Below are 7,028 nucleotides of genomic sequence, written 5' to 3'. Positions count from 1 at the left end.
ACGCGGCTTTCCAAAACGCGCTGTTGGCCGGTGATGTCAAAATTCGGCAAAAGAATATGGCGGCTGTAACGCAGCAACTGTTCATCATTCATCAGCAGTATATTACCTGAATTCGCGGCTTACGGAGCGTTTGCCAATGATCACGCGATCCTGCTGACCATAATCCTGAAAAGCCTGTATCTCACTAAAGCCTGCTTGCTGGAACAATGCTTGAACGGCCTGCGACTGATCATAACCATGCTCTATCATTAACCAGCCGTTCGACTTTATTACCCGCGATGCTTGATGGACCAGCTGCCGGATATCATTCAGGCCATCAGCGCCCGAAGCTAATGCTGTCAAGGGTTCAAAGCGTAAATCGCCATTAGTTAAATGCGGATCATCCGAACGAATATAAGGTGGATTGGAAATAATGATATCCAGAGTTTCAGGCTGTATGGCATCCAACCATTGGCCGCGAACAAAATGTACGTCTAGATGGTTTTTTACCGCATTCTGTTTAGCCTGCAGCAAAGCCGGCTGCGAATAATCTGTTGCCAGCAGCCAGATATCATGACATTCCGATTTAATTGCCAATGCAATAGCCCCACTGCCGGTTCCAAGATCGGCAATACACATTCCCGGCTGAATTTTTTCCAGAGCCAGTGAGACCAGTAACTCGGTATCCGGTCGGGGGATCAGGGTATGCCGATTGACCTCAATATCCAATGACCAGAAGCCTCGGCTGCCGGTCAAGTGGGCAACCGGAATACCTTGCTGCCGCTGCTCCACCAGTGAAACAAAGCTCTGTTGCTGGGCTGGTGTCAGTTGTTGTTCCGGATAACTGATCACTCGCGATGGAGTGCACTGCAAAACATGACATAACAGACTTTCAATATCCGGTCGCAGCGTTTGACTCGCGACCAGTTGCAATCTGGCCCATTGCAAAGCCTGTTGAATCGTCATTGTCTTTTTAATTCGTCAACTCAGAATAAATTGATTTGTAACAACGCTAATACACCCGCCGCCAGCGCGATCATCAATAATGCATTGGTCATACGCTGCCGCTTAATCAGCTGATTTTGCTGTAATTGCAGTTGTGCCAGTTCCTGCTGCAAGGTTTCGATCATGGGATCAACCGCTTCAGGCATTGCGCCAAGTTGCTCGGTTATTGCTGTTTCAATGCTGGGTTGCAGTGCCGTCACCAGTTGTTGTTCAATCGTGTGTTGCTGACTGGCCAACCAGCGCTCAGTTTGTGCCGATACTTGCTGTTGCCAGTGATTGGACTGATTCAGGTTTTGCATTGCTGTTTCAGCAGCATCAGCGGCTTTTTCCAACAATACCGTCTGCATTTGTTCCGTTTGCGTGTTGAGTTGATGCTGAACCTTTTCCTGCACTTCACCACTTATCTGCTGACTTATCTCAGTAGACAGCCTTGTCGCTACCCCATCCAGTTTTTCGTCAATCAATTGCCTGGCGATATTTTCTGCAATCTGCTGACTAAGCTGCTCCGTCTGCTGTTGAGCCTGATGTAACCAGCTTGGTAATAACTGTTGCTCAATCTCCGCGGTAATTTCCTCTATAGATGGAATGGAGTGAAATTCAACAGGCGATAATGGCTCGGCTACGGATGGTTGTTTTTCTTCTGTGGCCACTGAAGGTGCCGATAAGGCAGCTAAAATTGATTGCAACTGTTGGGCTTCAGGTGGTTTGGACAGTAAAGCCAATACACCACTGTCGTGCGCAGACAGTTTATCCGCTTCACTGTCATTACTTGTGCAAAGTACCACTGGAATAGATTGCCAGCGGGCATCATTTTTTATCTGACGGGTGGCGGTCAGGCCATCCATGCCCGGCATCATCAAATCCATAAAAATAATTAACGGCGTTTGTTCACTGGTATCCAGCCAGGACAAGGCTTCATCAGCGCTACCCTGCTCAACCACTGAAAATCCAGAAGATTGCAGCAGTTTGCAAAGCATCATGCGGGCAACACGAGAATCATCAACGACTAATGCAAGTTTGGTGGTCATACCTTCTACCTCTGATGACTTAACTGTAACGGTGCGGATCCAGTTGGATCGTTTTGACGCGTTTGCCTAACATAACGATTTCTCCACGATAACGTTGTTGCATATCACTGGCAAACTCAAAGAAATAAGTACGTTCTAATTGCATTCTGCCGGTCGAACCTCGTTTGAGACGGATTTTTTGCCAGGCCACGGTATCATTGAGAAAACTCACTCCCATCGATTGACAATATTGACTTGCAACCTTGCTGGCATGTTCCGCAACGCCGCGGCTGTCCCACCAAATCCAGCCTATAACGGCCAGAATCAACAACACAATGGTACTATCATTCACGCGATATCTCCCCAGCCAGCCTGCACCATCGCTAATGCTGCTGCAGAAGCGGTTTCAGTTCTCAATATCCTCGGCCCTAATGTGATACCAGTGAAACCCACATCGTTTGCCCGCTGTACCTCTGTTTCACTCAAGCCACCTTCGGGACCAATCAGTAAAGCAATCTGATCAGCTTTTTTTACACTGGAAAAACTTTTTATCGCCTCGGGATCAAGTACCAGTTTGCAGGCATCGTTCACGTTTTCCAAAGCCGCATCTATTGACGTGATGGGCAATAACTCAGGCAAATAACTTCTGCCGCTTTGCTCACAGGCACTGATAATGACACCTTGCCAATGATTTATTCTTTTCTCGGCACGATCCCCGGATAGTTGGACATTACAGCGCTCGGTCACCACCGGCATAATACGTTTCACACCAAGCTCAACCGCTTTCTGTATGGCGTAATCCATCCGTTCTCCTCTTGAAATACCCTGCATCAACAGGATATCTAATGGAGACTCGTTATCTGTGTGTATTTGCTGTTTCAGGCTGACGGTTGCCTGACGCTTATCAACCTGCTCCAGCTGCGCCTGATATTCCAGGCCCTGCCCATCAAATAAATTCAATAAAGCACCAGGCTTCATGCGAAGTACCTGCACGGCATGGCGGAAAACCTCATCTGGCAACTGCATTGGTGTATTGGCAGGCACTAGAGACGCGCAATAAAAACGGGAAACACGCATAAACAAGCTTCAACTGACAAAATGAATCAGCAGTTTACAGACTGCATCACAGAGTTTGAATAATAAACCGTAAATGGCTGATATACTTTTTGCCATGGATACCGACCTCGCCAAACTTCAAAATTGCCTGACTGACACAGTTCAGCAACATTTAATGCCATTATTCAATACTGTCAGCCGTCAATATAAACATGATGGCAGCGTGGTTACCGTTGCAGATAAATTGATGCAGCAGACCATCACTGAGGTTTTGCAGCGGGATTTCCCGGATATCAAATTACTGGGCGAGGAAATGACCGCCCTTCAACAAGCTGAATTACTCGACAGCAATGACGCACTTTGGTGTCTCGATCCAATAGACGGCACCAGTAATTTTGCCGCCGGCATGCCTTTCTTTTCCATTTCTCTTGCCCTTATTGAAAAGAGCGAAGTAACGCTGGGATTGGTTTATGACCCGGTAATGAATGAGTGTTTTGCCGCCAAAAAAGGCGCAGGGGCATGGCTAAATGGTCAGCGATTAAAAGCTGAAATTTCCGGGCTGGCACTTAACCAGACTCTGGCCATCATAGATTTCAAACGTTTACCCATATCCCTTTCTCAAAGGCTGGTCGAAGAAAAGCCTTATGGGTCACAACGCAGTCTTGGCTCAATTGCATTGGAGCTATGTTGGCTGGCGGCGGGACGTGCCCAATTATATCTGCATGGACGGCAGCAAATTTGGGATTATGCTGCAGCGCAGCTGGTTATTCAGGAAGCTGGCGCATTTGCCTGTACATTGGATAATGAGCCAGTGTTCAGCCGCAGTTTAACTCCCCGTTCAACCTGTGCTGCCAGCGATGAAAACCTGTTTGCCGCCTGGCGTGATTACCTGCATGTACCGCGTAGTGATGGCTGAATTATTTCTCGAAGTAAACTGGCCTGCTCCAAAACATATTAGAGCAATTACCACCACTCGAAACGGTGGACAGAGCACGGGTCCCTATTTTTCGTTAAATTTGGGCGATCATGTTGGCGATAATCCAGAGGCTGTAGCGGCTAACCGACAGAGACTATTTGAAAAGGCTTTATTACCAGCCGAGCCGTTATGGCTTAAGCAAACCCATAGCACCGACGTTATCGATGCAAAATGTTGGCAAGCCGATATTGAAGCTGATGCCATTATCAGTGATTCACCAGACACTGTCTGCACGGTCATGACAGCGGATTGTTTACCGCTATTAATCACGGATAAATCAGGTTCCCAGGTGGCTTCTGTTCACGCCGGCTGGCGTGGTTTAAAAAACGGCATTATTGAAAACACATTGGCCCGGTTCAAAGCACCATCATCAGATATCATTGTCTGGCTAGGCCCGGCGATTGGCCCACAGGCATTTGAAGTTGGCCCAGAAGTTAAAGCTGGATTTGTGGCAATGGATGCTGCGGCTGAATTGGCTTTTATCTCAACACATAGCGATCGTTATTTGGCAGATATTTATCTACTCGCCAGACAACGCCTGATTGCGCAAGGCGTAACTGCAATCTATGGAGGTGACAATTGTACCTTCACTGAAAAACAGCGTTTTTTCTCGTTTCGCCGGGATGGTGTAACCGGGCGAATGGCAACACTGATATGGATAGCGGCTGAATAAGGTATGATTTGCGCATTATTTTTGTCGGTCAGGTGCATATGGACTTATTAATCTGGATTATCATTTTCAGTATTCTTGGGGGGCTGCTAAGCGTAATAATTGCGTCAAGTTTTCTGCTACTACCCACCAATACTCGCCAACACGCAGTACCACATCTGGTCAGTTTTGCTATTGGTGCCTTGCTTGGTGCCTCCTTCCTGGGTTTGCTACCGCACGCCATTGAGCATGAATTTGTGGTTGATCCACATAATATCGGGCTGACGTTACTGATTGGTTTATTGAGTTTTTTCCTGTTGGAAAAAATGGTGTTGTGGCGTCACTGCCACAGCCATCATGGTCATGAAAATATTCCAGAACTTGGTGAGGATCACCATCACCACCATCATCAGGAAGATTCCAAAAAAGCCGCTGGCGCGTTAATTTTGATTGGCGATGCCATTCACAACTTTGTTGATGGTGTGTTAATTGCCGCCGCATTTTTAACGGATGTACATCTGGGGATTGTCACCGCATTGGCGATTGCTGCCCATGAGATTCCGCAGGAACTGGGTGACTTTGTCATCCTGTTGCACAGTGGTTATTCACGGCGTAAAGCACTTTATTTCAATATGCTTTCCAGTCTGGCTACGGTAGTCGGTGCAGTAGCAGCCTATTTCTTGCTGGCCGATATGCAGCACATTCTGCCGTATATCTTGGTTGTTGCAGCTTCCAGCTTTATTTATATCGCTGTGGCTGATTTGATTCCGGGCCTGCACAGCAAAGTAAAACCCTCCGAAACATTCCAGCAAATCTCCTTGATTGCTGCAGGGGTGGTGTTTATTTATCTGGCGCATAGCACGCTGCATTAATGCCAGCTAAACACGATATATTGGTCATCGGCCCATCCTGGGTCGGTGATATGGTGATGGCGCAGTCTTTGTTTGCTGCGCTTAAGCAGCGCTATCCAGAGAGTAATATTGATGTGCTGGCGCCGGAATGGACCCGTCCCTTACTGGCGCGTATGCCTGAAATCCGGGAAGCGATTAGCATGCCGGTAACCCATGGTATGTTTGGCTGGAAACAACGCCGGCAAATTGGTCTGGGCTTGCGGCATAAAAAATATGATCAGTCTATCGTCCTGCCGAACTCCTGGAAATCGGCACTTATTCCGTGGTTTGCACAAATCCCAACTCGCACCGGCTGGCTTGGCGAAATGCGTTATGGATTGCTGAATGATCCTCGCAAACTCAATAAACAAGCTTTACCGCTAATGGTGCAACGTTTTGTATCGCTGGCACATCCGGCCAGTCAGGCACATATCGCACCGGAGTATTCTCCGCCGAAAATGATTGCCGAAGCTGTATCCAGTGAACTGGCTACGGTTAAATCGCCAAATCAGAAACGTCTGGTTTTATGCCCGGGCGCTGAATTTGGCCCAGCAAAACAATGGCCAGCGACTCATTACGCAGAACTGGGTGAGCAGCTTACGCAGCAAGGCTGGCAAGTTTTGATTATGGGCTCTAAAGCTGATACAGCGGTAGGTGAGCAGATCGTTGCAGGTATAACCGATAAACGGAATGTTGTGAATCTATGTGGCAAAACCCAACTGGGCGAAGCCATAGATTTAATTGCCACAGCTGATCAGGTTGTCAGTAATGATTCCGGCTTAATGCATATTGCTGCTGCACTCAATAAACCTTTAATCGCGATTTACGGCCCGACATCGCCAGCCTTTACCCCACCGCTCTCTGATAATGCCCAACTGGTGCAGATTCCTATTGAGTGTAGCCCCTGTTTTCAGCGGACTTGTCCGTTAGGTCATCACAAATGTATGCAGGATATTTCTTCTGTCACCATAACCGAGAAGATTTTAACAAATTGATTTTTATCATCACCTTAAAATAGAAAGAGTAAGGGATTAAAATGTGGCAAGGTTACTAAATGGTGAATAAGTAATGACGGATATTGAAGAAAACATCTCTATTGATAATGACGATACGACCTACATTCTTCAAATTTGTCACTGTTATTATGATCCATTTCTTGATTGTGCCCGTCAATTTTCCGCGATATTTAAAGGGACAAAATATCGGATAGTAACTGTATTTATGACAGGTGAACCAGACGATGTTGTTGCAAAAGCAGCAGATTCGGATGAAGTCATTTTTCTGGGACACTCCAGCAAAAAACTACGGGGCTTAAAACTTCAAGTTATTCGTGAAATTCGCCAAATTGCAAAACAATATCCTTTTGAGTTTTGTATCGCGCACCGGGCTAAATCTGCTTACGTAGGTTTATTAGCTACAAAATTACCGATTTATAGTATCCGTCATAGCTTTGGGGACTTTGACCG

Annotated in this window: 8 protein-coding genes and 1 pseudogene; 5 read left to right on the top strand and 4 right to left on the bottom strand. The window is 46.8% G+C overall.

The window, feature by feature from the left end; all coding sequences use genetic code 11:
• Window positions 1-102: 102 nt before the first annotated feature.
• Genes prmC through B3M51_RS09785 form a run of 4 tightly spaced genes read right to left on the bottom strand, consistent with a single transcriptional unit; the run spans window position 103 to window position 3,068 of the window.
• The gene (prmC, locus tag B3M51_RS09800; RefSeq protein WP_292758700.1) at window positions 103-945 is read right to left on the bottom strand and encodes a peptide chain release factor N(5)-glutamine methyltransferase; all 843 of its coding nucleotides are present in this window, start codon (window positions 943-945) and stop codon (window positions 103-105) included.
• A gap of 20 nt (window positions 946-965) precedes the next feature.
• Window positions 966-2,012, bottom strand: a complete 1,047-nt coding sequence (locus B3M51_RS09795; protein WP_292758697.1) for a response regulator — start codon at window positions 2,010-2,012, stop codon at window positions 966-968.
• Window positions 2,013-2,031: 19 nt separating this feature from the next.
• On the bottom strand, window positions 2,032-2,343 hold the full coding sequence (locus B3M51_RS09790; RefSeq protein ID WP_292356121.1) for a DUF3301 domain-containing protein: 312 nt from the start codon (window positions 2,341-2,343) through the stop codon (window positions 2,032-2,034).
• Window positions 2,340-3,068 (bottom strand): 16S rRNA (uracil(1498)-N(3))-methyltransferase, encoded by a 729-nt coding sequence (locus B3M51_RS09785; protein WP_292479162.1) that lies wholly within the window; start codon window positions 3,066-3,068, stop codon window positions 2,340-2,342. The genes B3M51_RS09790 and B3M51_RS09785 overlap by 4 nt, the downstream gene beginning before the upstream one ends.
• A gap of 73 nt (window positions 3,069-3,141) precedes the next feature.
• Here B3M51_RS09785 and B3M51_RS09780 point away from each other — a divergent pair, with 73 nt between their 5' ends.
• From B3M51_RS09780 to B3M51_RS09760, 5 genes and pseudogenes are all read left to right on the top strand, one after another.
• Complete coding sequence (locus B3M51_RS09780; RefSeq protein WP_292758694.1) at window positions 3,142-3,963, top strand: inositol monophosphatase family protein; 822 nt, start codon at window positions 3,142-3,144, stop codon at window positions 3,961-3,963.
• On the top strand, window positions 3,941-4,696 hold the full coding sequence (pgeF, locus tag B3M51_RS09775; protein ID WP_292758691.1) for a peptidoglycan editing factor PgeF: 756 nt from the start codon (window positions 3,941-3,943) through the stop codon (window positions 4,694-4,696). The genes B3M51_RS09780 and pgeF overlap by 23 nt, the downstream gene beginning before the upstream one ends.
• Window positions 4,697-4,734: 38 nt before the next feature.
• Window positions 4,735-5,544, top strand: a complete 810-nt coding sequence (locus tag B3M51_RS09770; protein WP_292758740.1) for a ZIP family metal transporter — start codon at window positions 4,735-4,737, stop codon at window positions 5,542-5,544.
• Complete coding sequence (gene waaF / locus B3M51_RS09765; protein ID WP_292758688.1) at window positions 5,544-6,557, top strand: lipopolysaccharide heptosyltransferase II; 1,014 nt, start codon at window positions 5,544-5,546, stop codon at window positions 6,555-6,557. The genes B3M51_RS09770 and waaF overlap by 1 nt, the downstream gene beginning before the upstream one ends.
• A 73-nt stretch (window positions 6,558-6,630) precedes the next feature.
• Window positions 6,631-7,028 (top strand): annotated as a pseudogene (locus B3M51_RS09760) (hypothetical protein); the annotation flags it as partial.

Origin of the sequence: Methylophaga sp. UBA2689 (assembly GCA_002354555.1) — a bacterium.
GTDB lineage: Bacteria > Pseudomonadota > Gammaproteobacteria > Nitrosococcales > Methylophagaceae > Methylophaga.
Note: the sequence above shows the minus strand (reverse complement) of the source record. Positions and strands in the feature narration are given on the sequence as shown.